Raw genomic sequence first — 18,755 nt, 5'->3', positions numbered from 1 at the left:
GGTTGAAATGATCGCACCGCAGCGTGTTGGACGGGAAACTGGCCGACTTCCGCCTGGCCTATGCTGCTGCTCTGATGGCCGATCCGTGACGATCGCGCGACTTCACGATGATTTGATGACGGGCGATGCCTCAGGCGTCGGTCAAACGAGGACGGCGCGGATGTCGGCATTCTCGAGACAGTAGGGCGCGTAGCGGAAATCGCGGATCCCCACGACCAGGCCATTGCGCCAGTCCAGGAGCATAAAACCACGCACCGCATTGTCGGCTTGCGGGTTGCGGATCAGGATCGCCGGCCGGCCCTCGACAAAGCCGATCGACAGCGCCCAGTCGCTGACGCGATCGTAGTTTCCGAAATAGGTCGAGGCCTGCTTCTTGCCGCTGAGACGCGTGCGGTTGACAACCTCGAGCTGGATGTCCTCCGCGATCAAGGCCCTGACTCCATCGAAGTCACGGGCGTTGAACAAGTCGATGTAGCGGCGCAGCCGACGCTCTTCTTCCGGATCGAGTTTTGGCGCCACCACATCATCCGGCAACGCCGCCAATGCCTTCAATTCCGTCCGGCCGCGATGCAGCGCCGCCTTGGTGGCGGCAAGCGTTGCACCCGTCACCTCGCAGGTTTCGGTGAGGCTGAGGCCGAGCACGTCGGTCAGGATCACGGCGCTGCGCTGCGCCAGTGAAAGCTGCATGAAGGTGCGGAGGCTTGTTGCCGCCGCAAGCCTTGCCTCGGCGTTGGCCGAGAGGTCCTCTATTCCAGTCATATCGGCCTCGGTCATGCGGGAATGTTCCCGCTGGCGGCGGCGCAGATGATCCTGCGCCGCATTGTGGGCGATGCGGTACAGCCACTGTTCGGGACGTTCGATCGCGGCGCCGCCGTCATGCGCGGCAAGCGCTTTCACCACCGCTTCCTGCACGATGTCTTCGCCGTCGACCGTCGAGCCGGCCATGCGGGCCGCGTAGCGGTGCAATTTCGGCCGCAGGCCGACAAGCATGGATTCAAGTTCCGCGCGGTCGAATTTCGCTGAGATCATCGTCCTCGTTCTCTTGATCGCCGGCCTTGGAGCCATGCTACGCCGGTCAGGCTGGAACGGCTTCGTCAGTGTTCGCCAGCATATGATAGTTGCCGACGATCTTCGCCGGCGACCTGGCAAGCGGCGTCGAACGCCGATCGGCATGGCTGGCTCCGAAAGCCTTGAAAGCGTCGAGTTCGGTCAGCGCCGAGCTGTCCTTGTCGTAGCCGACAAGATGGACGAATTCGCCATTCTCCAGTTCAAGCACCAGATAGCGCACGGATTGAGGCTGTGTTTCGTCCAGCGCCTCGAACACTTTGGCAACCAGCGCCCGGTTCTCGGCGATGCTGGCGTCTTTCACGCCGTATCGGATGAGGTTGTAGGTCATGGTCGTCTCCTTCGATGGGTTTGCGAAGGAAAGACGTTTTGGTTCGGCAAAAAGATTCTCGTCGAACGAGAATCTTTTTGCCCGTCTTCGTCGTCTTTTACACGTCGAGGCCGCATCGGCGGCCTCCGCGATGAGGAGAGACATCCATGCATATCCAGTTTGCCGAGCTGCCGGTATCTGACCAGGACCGCGCCAAGGCGTTCTACACCAACAATCTTGCCTGCCATGTCATTGCCGACCAGCCGATGGGTGACAGTGGCTGGCGTTGGGTGGAACTGGCCTTCCCCCACGCGGTCACAAACCTGCATTTCATCAGCCGCGCCGATACGTTGCCGAGTGCCGATCCGGTGCTGGTCCTGATCGACGACGACGTCGAGGCCAGGGTCGGCTCGCTCAGGGCCAAGGGCGTCGAGATCGTCACCGAGCCGCTGGAAGCGCCATGGCATCCGGGCCGCACCGTCGCGGAGTTCCGCGACAGTGAAGGCAACCGCATGATGCTGGCCAGCCGGTAGCGGCCCGCGGTCGCCGGCCTATGCGGTCAGGCGACCGCCTTGGCCGCCGCCCGCCCGGCGCTGCGGCCTGAAAAAATGCAGCCGCCCAAAAAAGTGCCTTCCAGCGCGGCATAGCCATGCACGCCGCCGCCGCCGAAGCCGGCCACCTCGCCCACCGCGTAGAGCCCCGGCACCGGTTGCCCCTCGGCGTCGAGCACGCGGCTGTCCAGGTCCGTCTCCAGGCCGCCCAGGGTCTTGCGGGTCAGGATGTTGAGGCGCACCGCAATCAGCGGGCCGTTCGCCGGGTCGAGCATCTTGTGCGGCTTCGCCGTGCGGATCAGTCTGTCGCCGAGATAGGCGCGCGCACCGCGCAGCGCGGTGATCTGCGCGTCCTTGGAGAACGGGTTGTCGAGCTGCATGTCGCGGGCGCGGATCTCGCGCTCGACCTGCGTGACCTCCAGCAAGGGCTCGCCGCCGGCCAGCGCGTTCATGCGCGCCACCAGCTTGGAAAGGTCGGCCTCGACGATGAAGTCCTCGCCCCTTTCCATGAACGCCTTCACCGGACCGGGAATACCCGATGTGGCGCGGCCCAGCACCTGTCGCCAGCTTTTGCCGGTGAGGTCGGGATTCTGTTCGGAGCCCGACAGCGCGAACTCCTTCTGGATGATCTTCTTGGTCAGGATGAACCAGGAATAGTCGAAGCCGGTGCTCATGATGTGGTTGAGCGTGGCTAACGTGTCGAAGCCCGGATAGAGCGGCACCGGCAGCCGTTTGCCGCGCGCGTCGAGCCAGAGCGACGAGGGGCCGGGCAGGATGCGGATCGCATGCTCGGTCCAGATCGGCGCCCAGTTCTTGATGCCCTCGACATAGTGCCACATGCGGTCGCGATTGATGACCCTCCCGCCGGCCGCCTCGGTGATCGCCAGCATGCGGCCGTCGACATGGTCCGGCACGCCGGTGATCATCCGCTTCGGCGCAGCGCCCAGGCGCTGAGGCCAGTTCTGGCGCACCAGCTCGTGATTGCCGCCGATGCCGCCCGAAGCGACGATCACCGCTTCCGCGCTAAGCCTGAACTCGCCGGTTACCTGGCGCGCGCTCTTCTGCCCGCGCTGGGCGCTGCTCGGCTCCAGCACATCGCCGCGCACGCCCGTGACAGTGGCGCCGGTTCGGATGATCTCGTTGACCCGGTGGCGGAATTTGAACTGGACCAGCCCGCGCTTCTGCGCCTCGCGCACGCGCAGCACGAACGGCTCGAGCACGCCAGGGCCGGTGCCCCAGGTGATGTGGAAGCGCGGCACCGAATTGCCGTGACCGTAAGCATTGCCGCCGCCGCGCTCGGCCCAGCCGACGACGGGGAAGAATTTCAAGCCCCTCTCCATCAGCCAGGAGCGTTTCTCACCGGCGGCGAAGCCGACATAGGCTTCCGCCCATCTGCGCGGCCAGAAATCCTCTGGACGGTCGAAGGCGGCTGTGCCCATCCAGTCTTCGAGCGCCAGGTCGTGGGAATCGCGGATGCGCATGCGCCGCTGCTCGGGCGAATCGACCAGGAAAAGCCCGCCGAACGACCAGAACGCCTGGCCGCCCAGCGACTGTTCCGGTTCCTGATCGACGATGATGATTTTCTTGCCGGCGTCGGTCAGTTCGGCCGCGGCAACGAGGCCGGCCAGCCCCGCGCCGACAATGATCACGTCCGCGTCAGCCATTTTTCCTCCCAGAATTAGCCGGCAAACTTATTGCGAGAGTTAGAGCAATCCCAGGAAAAGTGTGACGTGGCTTTCCGTCTGCAATTGCGTCAAAACAAAGAGTTATGGCGGATCGCCGTTTCCGTGAAACGGTGAACTGCTAGACTTTCTCCCAGCCGTCTTTTTCGCCGGCGCGGAAGATGGCGTCGATGACCTTCTGGTTCAGCACCGATTCCTCCAGCGTGAAGACGCGGTCCTTGCCACCCTGGGCGGCACGTACGAAGGTCTCGCACTCGAGCCGGTATTGCTGCGTGCCGGGGAAGCGGAACACCTGCGCCTCGGTGTGGTTCTGGTTGTGCAGCTCGATGCGATGGTGGTCGTAGAGCCCGGCGTTGAACGGGGCGAACACCTCGATGAAACCCTTCTCGCCGTGAAACACCATCACCTGCCGCGCCGCCATCTGCGTCGACAGATAGAAGGACAGCTCGAAGTCGCCGAAATCGGCGCGGATCGAGGAATAGATGTCGGTGCCGAATGTCTTGTCGCGCTCGATCGTCGCCTGCACGCGAACAGGCTCCTTGCCGGTCGAAAAGCGCGTCGACACCGTCGGGTAGACGCCGATGTCGGGCAGCGCGCCGCCGCCGAGGTCGAGCTGGTTGCGCATATTCTTGGGGTCGACATTGTAATAGGAGAACGCGCCCTGCACATGGCGCAGCCGGCCGATGGCGCCGCTGGCGATCAAGTCGCGCACCTTGATCCATTGCGGGTGATAGACGACCATGAAGGCCTCGCAGACCAGCACCTTCCTCTGGTCTCGCAGCTTGATCAGCGGCAAAATGTCCTTGGCGTCGAGCGCCAGCGGCTTCTCGACCAGCACATGTTTTCCGGCCTCGATCGCCTTTGCCGTCCATTCGACATGCTGCGAGGTCGGCAGCGGGATATAGACGCCATCGACCTCCTTGGAGGCAAGCAGCTCCTCATAGGAGCCGAAGGCATGACGAGCGCCGAAGCGATCCGCAAGCGCGCGCGCTTTCGACAGGTCGCGGCTGGCGATCGCCGACAAGACGCCGTTCTCCGAATCCACGATTGCCGGCAAAAGCTGCTCGCGGCCGATCTTTGCCGTCGACAGAACACCCCATCGGAACATCACGCTTCTCCATATCGGTTTGCAGGCGACGAGGTTTGCCCGAAATCGAAGGAAAAGCCAATGCGGGGACCTAACCCCTCTTGCCCATCAGCGTCATGTCGAAGTCGACGATGTTGGAATAGAGCGGCGTGCCGACATCCATGCCGTAGCGCGACCGCAGCACCTTGCCGGTGACGTGGAACTTGATGGTTCCGCCCTTCAATCCGCCGAGCTCGGCCGTGAACTTTTCCGGAAATGTCTTGCCGCGCGCGGTCAGCCGGCCGGTCACCAGCGCCGTCGTGTCGCCGGTGCGGGTCACGCTGGTCGATCGGAACTGGATTTCCGGATTGTTGGTGGCGTCGAACACCGCGTCGGAGCGCAGGAAGGCGTCGATGCGGCCCTGGCCAGTGCCGACGCTTTCGGGATAGATGGTGAGGTCGACCTTGGAGCGGCCGACATCGCCATTGTCGATGCGGATCGTGCCCTTGAAGCGGCCGAAGGCGCCGTCGAAGCCGCCGCCGCCGGCCTTGCCGATGGTGAAGCGGACGCTGGAACCCGACGGGCTGATCGTGTAGCTGCCGGCGGCGTCGCTGAGCGCCACCGCCGCGTAGACAGGCATGGCAAGGCAAGCGGCGAAAGCCGCCAATCCGAGGATACGCGCGTGCATGGGGATGGTCCTTTTCCTGAGGCAGCGCATTGCTGTCATCTCGCCCCCGTCAACGAATGGCGGGTCTGTTCTATTCCCCGCCTGACGAAGGCGTGATCATGCGCGTCAGTATATTATCGCGCAGCAGGAAATGATGCCGCAGCGCCGCCGCCACATGCAGCGCCACCAGCGCGATGCCGGCATAGGCGAGATACCAATGCGCGGCTGCCCAGAAACCTTCGGCGGCATCGGATTCTGCCAGCGGCAGGTTGGGCATCACGAACAGATTGAACGGCATGCTCGGAATTTCCAGCGTCGACACCGAAACCAGCGCCCAGCCGGACAAGGGCAGGGCGACCTGGAACGCATAGAGCGCGAAATGCGCCAACGGCGCCGTCCTGCGCTCCAGCATTCCGACCGAAGCCGGCAGCGGCGGCGCGGCGTTGCCGAGCCGCCAGGCGATGCGCAGGATGATCAGCCCAAGCAGCAGGAAGCCGAAGGACTTGTGCAACTGGATCAGCTCGAAGGACGTTCGCTGGCTCGCCATGCGCACCATGACGAAGCCAAGCACGAACTGGCCGATGAAGATGATGCCGATCAGCCAGTGGAGGATGATGGTTGGCCAGCCATAGCGGGTGGAGGTGTTGGTGATGGAAGTTTGCATGGAAGGCGAACGAAGCTGGCGCCGGCTTTCTTCCGGGAGCCTTACCCTCCCCGCAAGGCGGAGGGTGGGCTTACCCGCCGACCTTGAAGAAATCCACGAACGCCCTGAGCGCCGGGCGCATCTGACGACGGCTGGGGTAGTAAACAAAAAAGCCGTCGAAGGACGGGCACCAGTCCTCCAACACGCGGACCAGCCTTCCGTCGGCCAGCGGCGCCTTAACATAATCCTCGAAGACGAAGGCAAGCCCGGCGCCGTCCACCGCCGCCTGGGCGATCAGATGATCCTCGTCGAGGACAAGCGGCCCCTGGACCGCCATCTCGATCTCTTCGCCGCCCTTGTCGAATTCCCAGCGATAGAGGATGCCGCTGGAAAAGCGGAAGCGGATGCAGCGGTGGTTGGCCAGATCGCGCGGATGGCGCGGCTTCGGCATCGTCTTGAAATAGGAGGGCGCGCCGACCACCGCGCCGCGAATGCTCGGCCCGATGCGCACCGCGATCATGTCGCGCTGCAGGCTTTCGCCGAGCCGCACGCCGGCGTCGAAGCCGCCTTCGACCACGTCGGTGAAACGGTCCTCGATGGCGATCTCCAGCACGATCTCGGGATAAGCGGCGGCAAAGGCGCCAAGCCGCGGCGTCAGCACCAGATGCGCGGCGGTGCGCGGGACGCTTAAGCGCAGATTGCCGGCCGGCCGGTCGCGCGCCTCGACCGCCGTTTCCAGCGCGAGGTCGATCTCCGAGAGCGCGGGCCGCAGCCGTTCCAGGAGCTGCGCGCCTTCCTCGGTCGGTGCGACGCTGCGCGTGCTGCGCGCCAGCAGCCGCACGCCGAGCCGCGCCTCCAGGCTCGACACCGCGTGGCTCACGGCTGAAGGCGCAATGCCGAGCTCGCGCGCGGCGCCACGAAAGCTCGCGCATTGGGCGACAGTGGCGAGCACGGCAAGCTGGGAGAGGTTGGTGCGATCCATTGATCTATAATCTAGTACAAGCCGTGCAAAAGAGACATGATTATCGAACGGAAGGCAAGGCGCTATCTCTGGCCCATCGCAACAAGGAGATGCGCCATGAAAACCCGCAAATTAGGAACTGAACTCGAAGTCTTCCCCGTCGGCCTCGGCTGCATGGGCATGAGCTTCGGCTATGGCGGTCAGCCTGAGGCTGAAGCCGTCGCCACGCTTCGCCGCGCCGTCGAGATCGGCGTGACCTTCTTCGACACCGCCGAAGTCTATGGGCCTTTCGAAAACGAAATCCTGCTCGGCAAGGCGTTGAAGCCGGTGCGTGACAAAGTCACGATCGCCACCAAATTCGGCTTCAAGATCTCCGAGCAAGGCTCCGGCACCGATCGCATGATAGGCGTCGACAGCCGCCCCGAGCACGTCAAGGCGGTGGCCGAAGCTTCGTTGAAGCGGCTGGGCACGGACGTGATCGATCTCTATTACCAGCATCGCGTCGACCCGAACGTGCCGATCGAGGACACTGTCGGCGCCATGGCCGAGCTGGTGCGCGAAGGCAAGGTCCGGGCGCTTGGCCTGTCGGAAGTGAGCGGCGCGACGCTGCGCCGGGCGCATGCCGTGCATCCGATCGCCGCCGTGCAGAGCGAATATTCGCTGTGGAGCCGCGATCCGGAGGATGAGGTCTTCGCCGTCTGCCACGAGCTCGGCATCGGCTTCGTGCCTTACAGCCCGCTCGGCCGCGGCCTGCTCACCGGCACGCTCAGCAAGCCGGACGCGCTCGGCGCCGGCGATTGGCGCCGCACCCTGCCGCGCTTCCAGGCCGAGGCGATGGAAGCCAACAACGCCGTCATCGCGATGCTGGAAAAGATGGCGACGGAAAAGGGCGTCACGCCGGCGCAGCTGGCGCTCGCCTGGGTCCTGCACCAGGGCGATTTCATCGTGCCGATCCCGGGTGCACGCAAGATCCGCCACCTTGAGCAGAACACGGCAGCGGCCGGGATCGAGCTGAGCGCGGCGGAAGTGGCGGCGATCGGCGATGCGCTGTCACCCGACAAGGTGGTCGGCAAGCGCTATACCGAGGAGCTGATGGCGCTGGTGAATGGGTGAAGGTGGAAAGGGGCGCTTCGGCGCCCCTTTTGTTGAAAGGTCGGCGCGAGGCGCCCCCCTCTGCCCTGCCGGGCATCTCCCCCTCAAGGGGGGAGATTGGATGTCTCCCGCGCTTTCGCCAATCGCCAACCTTATGAGGAGAAGCGCCGGCGCCCAAGCTGCCAATCTCCCCCCGAGAGGGGGAGATGCCCGGCAGGGCAGAGGGGGGCGCCTCGCGCCAGCATCTCTCACCAAGGCATCACCTCGATCTCCGGCCAATACTCCCGCGCTCGCGCCCCCTTCGCCTCATGCGTCCGCTGATTATCCAGCACCCGGTTCGGCGTGATGCGGAACGAAAAGACATCGTCGAGCCCAAACGGCGCCACCAGCTCCAACTGCCCTTCAATATCGTACCGCACCCCCACCGCATGCGTCTTCGATGCAAAATAGCTCACCGACTCACGCGCGCTCGCATAGCGCGGACATTCCTGCCCGAACTTCGTCGGATACCACAAATGCACCCGCGCCTGGTTGCGCACCTCGACCGGCAGCTTCAGTCCCTCGAAATGCTTCGCCGCGCGGTGGATCACCGCATCCTCGGCTTCGTAGGAAAGGTCGGCATCGTCGAAATAGAACAGGTCGACATCCTTGATGCCGTAGCCCGGGGGCTTGCCGGTCAGATGATTCCAGACGCTGTTGTAAAGCGCGCCGGAAACCACCAGCCAGTCCGGCAGCGCGAGTTGGCGCACGCGCGCCAGCGTTTCATCCAGTAGCGGGTCCGTTGCGACGATGGCCAGGAAAGCCGCGCGCTGCTCTTCGAACGGAATGCCGGAATAGCGGAGATGGCTCATCGCCCTTTGGAGGACGATTCGCCATCGCTCCGCAACGGCTGGCTTAGCGTTTGTACATCACATCGGTGCGGATGACATATTTGCGCCCCGACAGCACTTCGTCGCCGCGATGCTCGATCGGGTGATAGAAAGCCAGCGCCATTCCTTTGCGGGGCTTCACGGTCAGGCTGGTGCCGTCGTAGCCCGGCAGCGAGCCGCGAAACGACGTGCCGCCGCCATCGAAGTCGTCCGATAGATAGATCATGAATGTGAACTGGCTGCGCTCGTCAGCGCCACGCTCGAAATAGCCGTCATTGTGCCAGTCGAATTTCTGGCCCGGTCCATAGCGATAAAAGCGGAAGCGCTCGTTGAAGCCCTTGAGCCGCCACTCGCCTAAGCCACGGTAGAGCAAAGGCCGCGCCCGTGCGAAAAACAGGTCGGCGAGATCCTCGTCGTCGAACACGACGCGGTCGTTGTTGCGCAGATCTTTCATCAGCAGCGCGTCGCCACCACTGTTGACGCGGGCCTCCTCGAAGCCGCGTCTTTCGCTGTCGGCGATCAGGTCGGCGCACTCCTGCTCGTTCAGGAACCCGTCGATGGTTCCGATATGCGTCGCCAGCCAGTCGATGGACAGATTTTCGCTCACAGCCACTTTCCCCTGGCGGAAGCCGTTGGGCGTGCCGCACTTCACGCCCTCAGCACGCCGCCCGTCTGCTTGTTGACGTTGTCGACGATCCGCTTGGCCAGCGCCTCAAAATCCTCGTCGGTCAGCGTCTTTTCGACCGGCTGGATCGAGACTTCGATGGCGATCGACTTCTTGGCAGCACCCAGCGAGGCGCCCTCGAAGACGTCGAACACCGAAACGCCGGTGACCAGCTTCTTGTCGGCGGCAAGTGCCGCCCGCACCAGCATGCCGGCCTCGACCGACCTGTCGACGACGAAGGCGAAGTCGCGCTTCACCGCTTGGAACGGCGAGAGTTCCAGCTTCGGCTTGGTGCGCGTCGGCTTGGCCTTCGGCTCCGGCACGGCATCGACAAAAATCTCGAAGCCGCAGATCGGACCTGACACGTCGAGCGTTTCCAGCGTCTTCGGATGGAACTCGCCGAAGGTGCCGAGCACCGTCTTGGGGCCGAGCTTGATCGTGCCGGAACGCCCTGGATGATACCAGGCCGGGCCGCCGGGCTCGATCTGCAGCCGGTCGACCGGCGCGCCGCAGACTTCGAGCGCCGCGATTGCATCCGCCTTGGCGTCGAACACGCCGACCGGGCCGGCATTGCCGGCCCAGCTGCGGCCCGAGCCGTCGAGCTTGGCCGTGCCGCGCCGCACGCCGGCGGCGACGCGCCGCTGCTGGTCGGCGGCGTCGCCCTCATAGGTGCCGGAGACCTCGAACAGCGCCACGTCGCCGATGCCTTTGTCGGCATTGCGCTGCGCGGCCGCGATCAGCCCGGGCAGTAGCGAGGGCCGCATGTCCGACATATCGGCGGCGATCGGGTTGGCGAGCTTGAGCGCCGTCTGGCCGCCGCCGAACAGTTCGGCGTGTTTTGCCGGGATGAACGACCAGGTGACGGCCTCCATCATGCCGCGCACGGCCAGCGCGCGCCTGGCCGCGCGGGTGCGGATCTGCAGAATGGTCAGGATCTTGCCGTTGACCGCGTCATGCGAAGTCAGCGGCTGCGGGGCGATGTTGTCGACGCCATGGATGCGCATCACCTCCTCGACGAGGTCGGCCTTGCCGTCGACGTCCGGCCGCCAGGACGGCACCTTCACCTTGACGACATCGCTGGAGCCCTGCGGCCCGAAGCCGAGGCGGGTCAGGATATCCAGCGCCTCGGCCTTGGGCACCTCGATGCCGGTCAGCCGCTTCACTTCCGACAGCGGGAAGGCGACGATCTTCGGCTTGTGGCCGGCATAGCCCGCCACCTCGATCTCGCTCGGCGTGCCGCCGCAGAAATCGAGCACCAGCTTGGTCGCCAGCTCGATGCCCGGCACCATGAATTCGGGGTCAACGCCGCGTTCGAAGCGGTAGCGCGCATCGCTGATGATGCCGAGCGTGCGGCCGGTCCGCGCCGTGGTGATCGGATCCCAGAGCGCGGATTCGATCAGCACGTCGGTGGTGTTCTCGTCACAGCCCGAATGCTCGCCGCCCATGATGCCGGCGATCGATTCGACGCCGTCCTCATCGGCGATGACGCACATCTCGGGCGTCAGCGTGTATTCGCGTCCGTCGAGCGCCAGCACCTTTTCACCCGCCCTGGCGCGACGCACGGTGAGATTGCCGGCGACCTTCGCCGCATCGAACACATGCAGCGGCCGACCGCGATCGTAGGTGACATAGTTGGTGATGTCGACCAGCGCGCTGATCGGCCTGAGCCCGATGGCGATCAGCCGCCGCTGCAGCCATTTCGGCGAGGGGCCGTTCTTCACGCCTTTGACCAGGGCGAGCGCAAAGCCGGGGCAGAGCTCCGGAGCTTCAATCGTGACCTTGACCGGGCACAGGCCGTCGCCGGCATGCGGCATGATCCCGCCGCCGGTGAGCCGGCCGAGCCCGCTCGCCGCGAGGTCGCGGGCAATGCCGTAGACGCTGGTGGCGTCCGGGCGGTTCGGCGTCAGATTGATCTCGATGACCGGATCGTCGAGATGCGCGTAAGCCGCGAAGCTGGTGCCGACCGGCGCATCCTGCGGCAGATCGATGATGCCATTGTGCTCGTCGGAGATTTCCAGCTCGCGCTCGGAGCACATCATGCCATGGCTTTCGACGCCGCGAATCTTGCCGACCGAGAGCGTCACGTCGATGCCCGGAACATAGGTGCCGGGCGCCGCGAAGGCGCCGATCAGGCCGGCGCGGGCGTTGGGCGCGCCGCAAACGACCTGCACCGGCGGCTTGCCGTCGCCGGTGTCGACGGTGAGCACGCGCAGCCGGTCCGCATCGGGATGCTGCACCGCCGTCAGCACCTTGGCGATGACGAAGGGCTTCAGGCTGGCCTTGTCGTCGACATGTTCGACTTCGAGGCCGATCGCGGTCAGCCGCTCGACGATCTCGGCAAGCGAGGCGTCGGTCTCGAGATGGTCCTTGAGCCAGGAGAGGGTGAATTTCATGGTTCTGTTCCGTTCGGTACTTGCCCGTCAGGCCTTTGTTCGTCGGGCCGGGGCACGCTGGTCTTGAGCTCGCGCGGCAATGCGTCGGGCATGTGCAGGAAGGGCAGTTGCTCGCGCACATGCGCATGCACGGTCGGCCTGAAATAGGCCGGCATGTCCATGGCGCCGACCATGAAATAGATCTGGTTGTCGAGCCGCTGGTCGACATAGGCGATGGGCGAGCCGCAAATGCCGCAGAACGAGCGTTCCACCGGGCCGTTGCGGTAGTTTTTCAGCGATTTGCCATTGAGCGCGACCTGATCGGCCATGAATCCGACAAAGGCCGACACCGGCGCACCGCTGGCGTGCCGGCAATCGCCGCAATGGCAATAGCTGATGTGGTGCGGCTCGGCTGACGCCTCGAACCGCACCGCGCCGCAGCGGCAGCCCCCGGTGTGGGGAGCGGTCATGTCGACAGTCCTCCGAACAGCGTCGGCAGGTCGAGCGGCCTGAAACCGTAATGCGACAGCCAGCGCACGTCGGCATCGAAGAAGGCGCGCAGGTCCGGCATGCCGTATTTCAGCATGGCGATGCGGTCGATGCCCATGCCCCAGGCAAAGCCCTGATATTCGTCGGGATCGAGCCCGCCGGCGCGCAGGACGTTGGGGTGGACCATGCCGCAGCCGAGGATCTCCATCCAGTCGGAGCCTTCGCCGAAGCGCACTTCGCCCGGCCGCGAGCGGTCGCACTGGATGTCGACCTCGAGGCTGGGCTCGGTGAACGGGAAGAAGGATGGCCGAAAGCGCATCTTGACGCTCGGCACCTCGAAGAAGGCCTTGCAGAACTCCTCCAGCACCCACTTCATGTTGGCGACGTTGGCGGTTTTGTCGACCACCAGCCCCTCGACCTGATGGAACATCGGCGAGTGCGTGGCGTCCGAATCCTGCCGGTAGGTCTTGCCGGGGATGACGATGCGGATCGGCGGCTTCTGCTTCTCCATGGTGCGGATCTGCACCGGCGAGGTGTGCGTGCGCAACAGCTTGCGCTCGCCCTTCTCGTCCGGATGGAAGAAGAAGGTGTCGTGCATCTCGCGCGCCGGATGTCCCTCGGGGAAGTTCAGCGCGGTGAAATTGTAATAGTCGGTCTCGATATCCGGACCTTCGGCGATAGCGAAGCCGAGATCGCCGAAGATCGCCGCGATCTCGTCGATCACCTGGCTGATCGGATGGATGCGGCCGCGCTCCGCCGGCGACTGGCGCACCGGCAGCGTGACGTCGACCGTCTCGGCGGCGAGCCTGGCTGCGATCGCCACGTCCTTCAGCTCCGCCCTGCGCGCCATCAGCGCCTCGGTGATGCGGCTTTTCAGGCCGTTGATCGCCGGGCCCTTCACCTGCCGCTCCTCGGCGCTCATGGCGCCCAACGTCTTCAGCATTTCGGAGACCGAGCCCTTCTTGCCCAGCGCCGAGACGCGCACCGCCTCGATCGCCGGCTCGTCGGCCGCGGCCGCGATTTCGGCTAGAAGGGAATTTTCAAGTGTATCCAAGCCGGTAGTTGCGTCGTTCACGGTCAAACTCGCTTCGTTGGAAATCAACCTCGAAAGTGAAAGTCACGTTTAAGGTGATTTTTCAGGCATAAGAAAAACCCGCGCCAGCCGTGCCAGCGCGGGTTCCCCAAATCAGTATTAAAAATGCTTGGGAAGCGCTGGCTTAGGCGACAGCGCTCTCAAATGCATTCGGCGTGGTGTTCTTCAGATATTCGAGCGCGACCTTGGCCTTGGCGACGAGGGCTGCGAAAGCCTGCGGCTCGTGGATGGCCATGTCCGAAAGGATCTTGCGGTCGATCTCGATGCCGGCCTTGTTGAGGCCGTCGATGAAGCGGCCATAGGTCAGGCCGTGCTCGTGGGTCGCCGCATTGATGCGCTGGATCCACAGCGCGCGGAACGAGCGCTTGCGGTTCTTGCGGTCGCGGTAGGCGTACTGCAGCGACTTTTCCACCGCCTGCTTGGCGATGCGGATGGTGTTCTTGCGGCGGCCGTAGAAACCCTTGGCGGCCTTCAAAACCTTCTTGTGCTTGGCGTGGGCGGTGACGCCTCTCTTTACGCGTGCCATGTCATGATCTCCTTAAAAGCAATTCCAGGAAAAGTGTTCAGCGGTTTTCCGTTCGGAATTGCGTAAAAACAAAAAGCGGTTCCAGGGCCGAATGCTCAGAGGCCGTTCGGCAGAAAATTCTTGATGACCTTCTTGCCGTCCGGTTCAGCCAGAACCATCGTGCCGCGGGCATCTCGAATGAACTTGTTGGAACGCTTGATCATGCCGTGGCGCTTGCCGGCGGCAGCCGACAGCACCTTGCCGGTGGCAGTAATCTTGAACCGCTTCTTGGCGGCCGATTTGGTCTTCATCTTGGGCATTTTGCTACTCCGTATTGGTGGCGCACCATCGCGCTTCTTTTCTCGCTTCGGGCCGACCAAAGCCCGAAAAGCAAACGAAACCGCCACGGCATGCCCTGCCGGGCGGTTTTTTTGGAACCGCGGTCCTATAGATCAAACGGGGCCGGTGCGCAACACCCGAAGCCGTGCGACGCACTGTCCGCAGTCAGGGCAGGCGGAACCATACCGGCAGCACACCTGTCAGCTGCGCGCCGTCAATCAGCTCGAAGGCCGGCAGCGCCACCAGAAACACCAGCCCGTCGAGCAGCGTGTTCAAGAGCAGACGCGGCTTGAAGCTGCCGGTCTCGGCTTCCTGATAGAGCGAAAGCTTCGGGAAAAAACGCGGCACACGCGCCAGATAAGCCGCATAGGGGGCGCCGAGCACTTCCTTCAGATACCGCTCCTCGCGCAGGATGACGATGTGGAAGGCGCCGGCGCAGAGCAGCGCGAAGAGGATGATGCCTGAAAACGAGCCGATCTGCGCGCCGACGCCGGCTGCAGCAACCGTCGAGAACAGATAGAGCGGATTGCGGGTGATCGAATAAGGCCCGCCGGTGACCACTTCGGCCGATTTGCGCCCGCCGATATAGAGCGTCGACCACAACCGCCCGACAATGCCGAGGAAGATCAAAAGCACGCCGAACATCTCGATCGACTCGTGCATCGGGGTATCGGGAGGAAAAGTCGACTGGCCAAAAAGAAGCGTCGCAAACAGCACCACCACAAGCACCGCCAGCACGATACGGCGCATATATTGGTAGCCGCCCAACCCTTCATTCTGGTTGTCGGCAGGCACCTTCATTTCATCGACCATGACCCATCCGATCGTCGAGCGGCGATCGGATTGAAAACAGGCGCCCCGCCGATCGTCGGGACGCCGTGCCCGGCAATTCGGGCGGATTTTAGAGCGGGATGCGACGCGGACCGGTCACTTCTCTTCCCTCGAAACCGTGATGGACGCGACGGTTTTGGCAGCCGCGCCTTTCTCGCCTCTACGGGGACGAACGCACAGGCACCCCAGTCAGCGCGGTGCCAGAACCATCATCATCTGGCGGCCTTCGAGCTTTGGCTCCGCCTCGACCTTGGCGATCAGAGCGACTTCCTCGCGCACCTTGTTCAGAAGCTGCATGCCGAGTTCCATATGCGCCATCTCGCGGCCGCGGAAGCGCAGCGTCAGCTTGACCTTGTCGCCTTCCTCGAAGAAGCGGCGCACCGCCTTCATCTTGGTCTCGTAGTCATGGTCGTCGATGTTCGGGCGCATCTTGATCTCCTTGATCTCGATGACCTTCTGGTTCTTGCGCGCTTCGGCCGCCTTCTTCTGGTTGGCGTATTTCAGCTTGCCGAGATCGAGGATTTTTACGACGGGGGGCACCGCATTGGGCGATATCTCGACGAGATCGAGCCCGGCCTCTTCGGCCAGCAGCAATGCGTCGTTGATGGAAACATCGCCGCGGTTCTGGCCTTCGGCGTCAATGAGCTGGACCCGGGGCACCCGGATATCTCGGTTGGAGCGCGGCCCGTCCTTGGTGGGTGCCGCTGCTTTGAAAGGTCTGCGAATGGTCGTGGTCTCCTCGGCCGTTTCGTTCAGGGTTTCTTTAGAGTCAAAATAGGTGGACGCGCCTATGTGGTGAGCGCGCGGCCGGAGTCAATAGCATAGCCCTGCCGGAAAATCACCTGCCGCCTGGCAATTGTCTGCACCAAGCAAAGAAATGCCGCGAGCACTTTTCGTTGAACCACGGCCTGTGCCAAAAGACCGGTCGGAAGGATAGGATCATGGCTGCCAGCGCTCCGGTTTTCATCGATGTGGACGGGTCGAACATCGCCGTCAGGCAGACGCCTGGCGCGGTACCCGGCGTGGTCTGGCTCGGCGGCTACAAGTCCGACATGCTGGGCACGAAGGCGGAGACGCTTGCCATCTGGGCCAGTCGCGAAGGCCGCGCATATCTCCGCCACGACTATTCCGGCCACGGTGAATCGGGCGGCGAATTCGCCGACGGCACGATCTCCAAATGGCTGGCCGAGAGCCTTGCCGTCTTTCGTCGGTTCAGTAAGGGCAAGCAGGTTCTGGTCGGCTCCTCGATGGGTGCGTGGATCGCGCTGCGCATGGTGCAGGAACTGCGCAGGGCGGGCGACGCAAGCGTAGCCGGCCTTGTGCTGCTCGCCCCGGCGCCTGATTTCACCGTCGAGCTGATCGAGCCGATGCTGACCGCCGCGCAGCGGCAGGATCTTGAGGAAAAAGGCTTTTTCGCCGAGCCGTCCGATTACTCGGACCAGCCCTATCTTTACACGCGCGCGCTGATCGAGGACGGCCGGGCCAACCGGGTGATGACCGGGCCGATCGACACCCACTGTTCGGTTCACATCCTGCAGGGCCTGGCCGATCCGGACGTGCCTTCGGGCCATGCGCTAAAGCTCGCGGCGCTGCTGCCGGCCGACGACGTGACGCTGTCGCTGATCCCGGACGGCGACCATCGCCTGTCCCGTCCCGAGGATCTCGAAATGCTCAAGCGAGCCGTAGGCGACATGGTCAAGCGGGCGGCCTGAGAATGCGCGTCTCGATCCCGATATCCGCCTTCGTCGCGGCGATCGTCGGCTTCGGCGGGACGCTGGCCATCGTCATTGCGGCCGCCAAGGCGGTCGGCGCGACGCAGATCGAGACCGCGAGCGGCGTGACGGCGATCTGCCTCGCCATGGCGATCGAATGCCTGTGGCTGTCCTGGCGCACGAAAATGCCGGTTATCACCGCCTGGTCGACGCCTGGTCTGGCGCTGGTTGCCGCGTCCAGCGGCTTCACCATGCCCGAAGCCGTCGGCGCCTTCATCGTCACCGGCATTCTTTTGATCGCTACCGGCCTGTTCAAGCCCTTGACCAGGCTGATTGCCCAGATACCGGCGTCCGTCGCCTCCGGCATGCTGGCCGGTATCGTCGTCACCTTCGCCATCAATGCGGTGAAGGTCGTTCCAGCGGACCCTTGGCTCATTTTGCCGCTGATCGCGGCCTTTTTCGTCATCCGCCTGTTCAATCCGGCGCTGTCGGTGCTGGCGGTTCTGGTTGGCGGCGGGCTCGCGGCCTTCCTCACCGGCCGTGTCGGCGGCCTGCCGGCGCCGGAACTGTCGACGCTGACGCTGATTGCTCCTGTTTTCACCGCCCAGGCGGTCGTCGGGCTGGCGCTGCCGCTCTACCTCGTCACCATGGCCTCGCAGAATCTCTCCGGCCTCGCCGTGCTGCGCGCGGCGGGCTACGACCCCGAACCTGGACCGCTGATCGGCGTCACCGGCCTGTTTTCGCTGCTGTCGGCGCCGTTTGGCGCCGCAACCACCAATCTGGCGGCGATTTCGGCGGCAATCTGCACCGGCCCCGACGTGCACCCGGACCCCGCCGAGCGTTGGAAGACGGGCCCGTTCTATGCGCTCGCCTATCTGATCTTCGCCATCTTCGGCGCCTCGCTGGTCGCGATCTTCGCCGTCCTGCCGCAGAGCCTGATCGTGCTGGTCGCCGGGCTTGCGCTGATGGCGTCTTTAGCCAACGCCTTGTCGATCGCACTCCGGGATGAGGCCGAGCGCATGCCCGCCACCATCACCTTTGCCGTCACCGCCTCCGGGCTCACCCTGTTCGGCGTCGGCGCCGCTTTTTGGGGCCTTGTCGCCGGAATGGCAGTGCTTTTCCTGGAGAAACTCAAAAAGCGATAATCATTTCAGGCGCTTCGCCGGTTTTGGCCCAACTTGCCTTGAATCGCCCATTTCGCCTTCCCATTTCGATTCCACGCAGCCGGTTTGGCTGTCTCCAACGTAAGGATTGGGAGAAAATGAACACAAGTGCATTGATCCGTCCGGCTTGGACGCCGGCCACCATCGCGCTGATGGTCATCGGCTTCATGGTGTTCTGGCCGCTCGGCTTCGCCATGCTCGCCTACATCATCTGGGGCGATCGGCTCGATGGCTTCAAGCGCGACGTCAACCGCGCCACGGACGGCATCTTCGCCGGCTGCCGCCGCGGCTCCGACAAGGCGGCCCGCTGGGGCCACGGTTCGGCCCGCACCGGCAACGTCGCCTTCGACGACTGGCGCGAGAAGGAACTCGAGCGCCTCGCCGAGGAGCGCCGCAAGCTCGACGAGATGCTGACCGAGTTCGACGACTACGCCCGCGAACTGCGCCGCGCCAAGGACCAGGATGAGTTCGATCGCTTCATGGCGAACCGCAACAAGTCGACCGCGCCGACCGCCACCAGCTCGACCGACAAGACCGCTCCGAAGCGCGGCAAGGGCACGAACCTGCTCGACGACTGAGACCGCGCGACAGGTCTCGGTATGATATGCGGCGTCGCGTCCAGCGGCGCCGTTTCTTTTTTGTTCTCTATGTGACTTCCCTCCACTGGCCGTTTTTTTCGAA

At 64.1% G+C, this 18,755-nt stretch carries 21 protein-coding genes; 5 read left to right on the top strand and 16 right to left on the bottom strand.

The window, feature by feature from the left end:
- Window positions 1–141 precede the first annotated feature (141 nt).
- Window positions 142–1,029, bottom strand: a complete 888-nt coding sequence (locus RFM68_RS12680) for a sigma-70 family RNA polymerase sigma factor (RefSeq protein ID WP_320233317.1) — start codon at window positions 1,027–1,029, stop codon at window positions 142–144.
- 46 nt (window positions 1,030–1,075) lie between these two features.
- A complete protein-coding gene (locus RFM68_RS12675; protein WP_320233316.1) occupies window positions 1,076–1,396 on the bottom strand; it encodes a hypothetical protein in 321 nt (106 codons plus the stop codon).
- A 146-nt stretch (window positions 1,397–1,542) separates the two neighbouring features.
- On the opposite strand from RFM68_RS12675, the gene RFM68_RS12670 reads away from it, so the two are divergent.
- Window positions 1,543–1,908 (top strand): VOC family protein, encoded by a 366-nt coding sequence (locus tag RFM68_RS12670; protein WP_320233315.1) that lies wholly within the window; start codon window positions 1,543–1,545, stop codon window positions 1,906–1,908.
- 26 nt (window positions 1,909–1,934) lie between these two features.
- Here RFM68_RS12670 and RFM68_RS12665 read toward each other — a convergent pair whose 3' ends face one another.
- The 5 genes from RFM68_RS12665 to RFM68_RS12645 all read right to left on the bottom strand — a co-directional run bounded on the left by RFM68_RS12665 (window position 1,935) and on the right by RFM68_RS12645 (window position 6,966).
- Entirely contained in the window at window positions 1,935–3,590 is a 1,656-nt protein-coding gene (locus RFM68_RS12665) for an FAD-binding dehydrogenase (RefSeq protein ID WP_320233314.1), read from the bottom strand.
- A gap of 139 nt (window positions 3,591–3,729) precedes the next feature.
- Window positions 3,730–4,716: a Gfo/Idh/MocA family protein gene (locus RFM68_RS12660; RefSeq protein ID WP_320233313.1), complete on the bottom strand. Its 987-nt coding sequence runs from the start codon at window positions 4,714–4,716 to the stop codon at window positions 3,730–3,732.
- A 70-nt stretch (window positions 4,717–4,786) separates the two neighbouring features.
- Window positions 4,787–5,362 (bottom strand): YceI family protein, encoded by a 576-nt coding sequence (locus tag RFM68_RS12655; RefSeq protein WP_320233312.1) that lies wholly within the window; start codon window positions 5,360–5,362, stop codon window positions 4,787–4,789.
- Window positions 5,363–5,432: 70 nt separating this feature from the next.
- Window positions 5,433–6,005 carry a cytochrome b gene (locus RFM68_RS12650; RefSeq protein ID WP_320233311.1) on the bottom strand — a complete coding sequence of 191 codons (573 nt, stop codon included), beginning with the start codon at window positions 6,003–6,005 and terminating at the stop codon, window positions 5,433–5,435.
- Between the two features lie 70 nt (window positions 6,006–6,075).
- Complete coding sequence (locus tag RFM68_RS12645; protein ID WP_320233310.1) at window positions 6,076–6,966, bottom strand: LysR family transcriptional regulator; 891 nt, start codon at window positions 6,964–6,966, stop codon at window positions 6,076–6,078.
- A 96-nt stretch (window positions 6,967–7,062) separates the two neighbouring features.
- On the opposite strand from RFM68_RS12645, the gene RFM68_RS12640 reads away from it, so the two are divergent.
- Complete coding sequence (locus tag RFM68_RS12640) at window positions 7,063–8,058, top strand: aldo/keto reductase (RefSeq protein ID WP_320233309.1); 996 nt, start codon at window positions 7,063–7,065, stop codon at window positions 8,056–8,058.
- Between the two features lie 227 nt (window positions 8,059–8,285).
- Here the strand turns inward: RFM68_RS12640 and RFM68_RS12635 are convergent, their stop codons facing one another.
- The 9 genes from RFM68_RS12635 to infC all read right to left on the bottom strand — a co-directional run bounded on the left by RFM68_RS12635 (window position 8,286) and on the right by infC (window position 15,925).
- Window positions 8,286–8,888, bottom strand: a complete 603-nt coding sequence (locus RFM68_RS12635; RefSeq protein WP_320233308.1) for a nucleotidyltransferase family protein — start codon at window positions 8,886–8,888, stop codon at window positions 8,286–8,288.
- A 43-nt stretch (window positions 8,889–8,931) separates the two neighbouring features.
- Window positions 8,932–9,513 carry a prolyl hydroxylase family protein gene (locus RFM68_RS12630; protein ID WP_320233307.1) on the bottom strand — a complete coding sequence of 194 codons (582 nt, stop codon included), beginning with the start codon at window positions 9,511–9,513 and terminating at the stop codon, window positions 8,932–8,934.
- Window positions 9,514–9,554: 41 nt separating this feature from the next.
- Entirely contained in the window at window positions 9,555–11,963 is a 2,409-nt protein-coding gene (pheT, locus tag RFM68_RS12625; RefSeq protein WP_320233306.1) for a phenylalanine--tRNA ligase subunit beta, read from the bottom strand.
- Window positions 11,960–12,412 carry a GFA family protein gene (locus RFM68_RS12620; protein WP_320233305.1) on the bottom strand — a complete coding sequence of 151 codons (453 nt, stop codon included), beginning with the start codon at window positions 12,410–12,412 and terminating at the stop codon, window positions 11,960–11,962. Before RFM68_RS12620 ends, pheT begins: the two co-directional genes overlap by 4 nt.
- On the bottom strand, window positions 12,409–13,506 hold the full coding sequence (gene pheS, locus RFM68_RS12615) for a phenylalanine--tRNA ligase subunit alpha (protein ID WP_320233304.1): 1,098 nt from the start codon (window positions 13,504–13,506) through the stop codon (window positions 12,409–12,411). The genes RFM68_RS12620 and pheS overlap by 4 nt, the downstream gene beginning before the upstream one ends.
- A gap of 142 nt (window positions 13,507–13,648) precedes the next feature.
- Window positions 13,649–14,050 carry a 50S ribosomal protein L20 gene (rplT, locus tag RFM68_RS12610; RefSeq protein ID WP_027053776.1) on the bottom strand — a complete coding sequence of 134 codons (402 nt, stop codon included), beginning with the start codon at window positions 14,048–14,050 and terminating at the stop codon, window positions 13,649–13,651.
- A 95-nt stretch (window positions 14,051–14,145) separates the two neighbouring features.
- Window positions 14,146–14,349 carry a 50S ribosomal protein L35 gene (gene rpmI / locus RFM68_RS12605; protein ID WP_027166935.1) on the bottom strand — a complete coding sequence of 68 codons (204 nt, stop codon included), beginning with the start codon at window positions 14,347–14,349 and terminating at the stop codon, window positions 14,146–14,148.
- A gap of 184 nt (window positions 14,350–14,533) precedes the next feature.
- Complete coding sequence (locus tag RFM68_RS12600) at window positions 14,534–15,181, bottom strand: methyltransferase family protein (RefSeq protein ID WP_320233303.1); 648 nt, start codon at window positions 15,179–15,181, stop codon at window positions 14,534–14,536.
- A 207-nt stretch (window positions 15,182–15,388) separates the two neighbouring features.
- Entirely contained in the window at window positions 15,389–15,925 is a 537-nt protein-coding gene (gene infC, locus RFM68_RS12595) for a translation initiation factor IF-3 (protein ID WP_320233506.1), read from the bottom strand.
- Between the two features lie 215 nt (window positions 15,926–16,140).
- Here infC and RFM68_RS12590 point away from each other — a divergent pair, with 215 nt between their 5' ends.
- The 3 genes from RFM68_RS12590 to RFM68_RS12580 all read left to right on the top strand — a co-directional run bounded on the left by RFM68_RS12590 (window position 16,141) and on the right by RFM68_RS12580 (window position 18,652).
- On the top strand, window positions 16,141–16,911 hold the full coding sequence (locus tag RFM68_RS12590) for an alpha/beta hydrolase (protein ID WP_320233302.1): 771 nt from the start codon (window positions 16,141–16,143) through the stop codon (window positions 16,909–16,911).
- A 2-nt stretch (window positions 16,912–16,913) separates the two neighbouring features.
- Window positions 16,914–18,056, top strand: coding sequence for a benzoate/H(+) symporter BenE family transporter (locus RFM68_RS12585; protein WP_320233301.1), 1,143 nt, complete (start codon window positions 16,914–16,916; stop codon window positions 18,054–18,056).
- A gap of 116 nt (window positions 18,057–18,172) precedes the next feature.
- Window positions 18,173–18,652 carry a DUF2852 domain-containing protein gene (locus tag RFM68_RS12580; RefSeq protein WP_320233300.1) on the top strand — a complete coding sequence of 160 codons (480 nt, stop codon included), beginning with the start codon at window positions 18,173–18,175 and terminating at the stop codon, window positions 18,650–18,652.
- The last annotated feature ends 103 nt before the right edge of the window (window positions 18,653–18,755 follow it).

The sequence above is a fragment of the Mesorhizobium montanum genome (assembly GCF_033977145.1).
Lineage (GTDB): Bacteria > Pseudomonadota > Alphaproteobacteria > Rhizobiales > Rhizobiaceae > Mesorhizobium > Mesorhizobium montanum.
Note: the sequence above shows the minus strand (reverse complement) of the source record. Positions and strands in the feature narration are given on the sequence as shown.